General features: G+C 61.4%; 1 pseudogene. It reads right to left on the reverse strand.

Annotated features, from left to right (window positions below):
• A pseudogene (locus tag HK439_RS26385) lies at nucleotides 1-746 on the reverse strand (IS5 family transposase).
• Between the last annotated feature and the right edge of the window lie 107 nt (nucleotides 747-853).

Genomic DNA, 853 nt, shown 5'->3' on the forward strand with positions numbered 1-853 from the left:
CTAGGCTTCGTGGACAAAGGGTATCCAGAGTTTGACTGAGGCGAGCGCGACAAAGCCGAGGTAGGATTCCTTGGTTTTGTCGTAGCGGGTCGCGATGCGCCGCCAGTTCTTGAGTTTGTTGAAGAGGCGCTCGATGAGGTTGCGCCATTTGTATTTCACGCGGTCGTGCGGAGCGGGATTGCGCCGGTTCACCTTGGCCGGGATCACCGCCTCAACACCGGCTGCCTCGATCTCTTCGCGGATAGAATCGGCATCGTAGCCCCGGTCGGCCAGGAAGGCCTCGATCCGGTCGGTTATCATGCGGAACAGCGGAGCGAAGCCCTGCACATCGTGCGCCTGTCCCGGTGTCAGCACGAAGCCGAGCGGGAGGCCTCTGACATCGCACCTTGCGTGGAGTTTGGTGGTGAAGCCGCCGCGCGATCGGCCAAGCGCCTCGGTTTGCTGAGTCCCCTTTTTATGCCGACGGCACAATGATGTGCCCGGACCACGGTGCTATCGATCATGTCGGCGGCTGTGTCGCGCCCTGCCAGTTCGGCCAGCGTCTCGAGCATGGCATCGAACACGCCGGTCGTGACCCATCGTCGGTAGCGCCGGAACACGCTGTTCCACTTGCCATACTCGTCCGGAAGGTGTCGCCATTGCGCGCCGGTCCGCGCGATCCACATCATGCCTTCAAAATAGGGGCGATTATCTTGCGCCGGACGGCATCCACGACCGCGCTCAGGTGGCAACAGCGGCCCGATCACTTCCCATTCTTCGTCTGTAACGCCAATCCGCTCGCCCAAGGCTGCCTCCAAAAGCCAGCCTTGAATCAAGGTCCGAGTCCCCAGTCAAGCTTTGTCCACGAAGCCTA

This window comes from Roseibium aggregatum, from assembly GCF_014692675.1.
GTDB lineage: Bacteria > Pseudomonadota > Alphaproteobacteria > Rhizobiales > Stappiaceae > Roseibium > Roseibium aggregatum_C.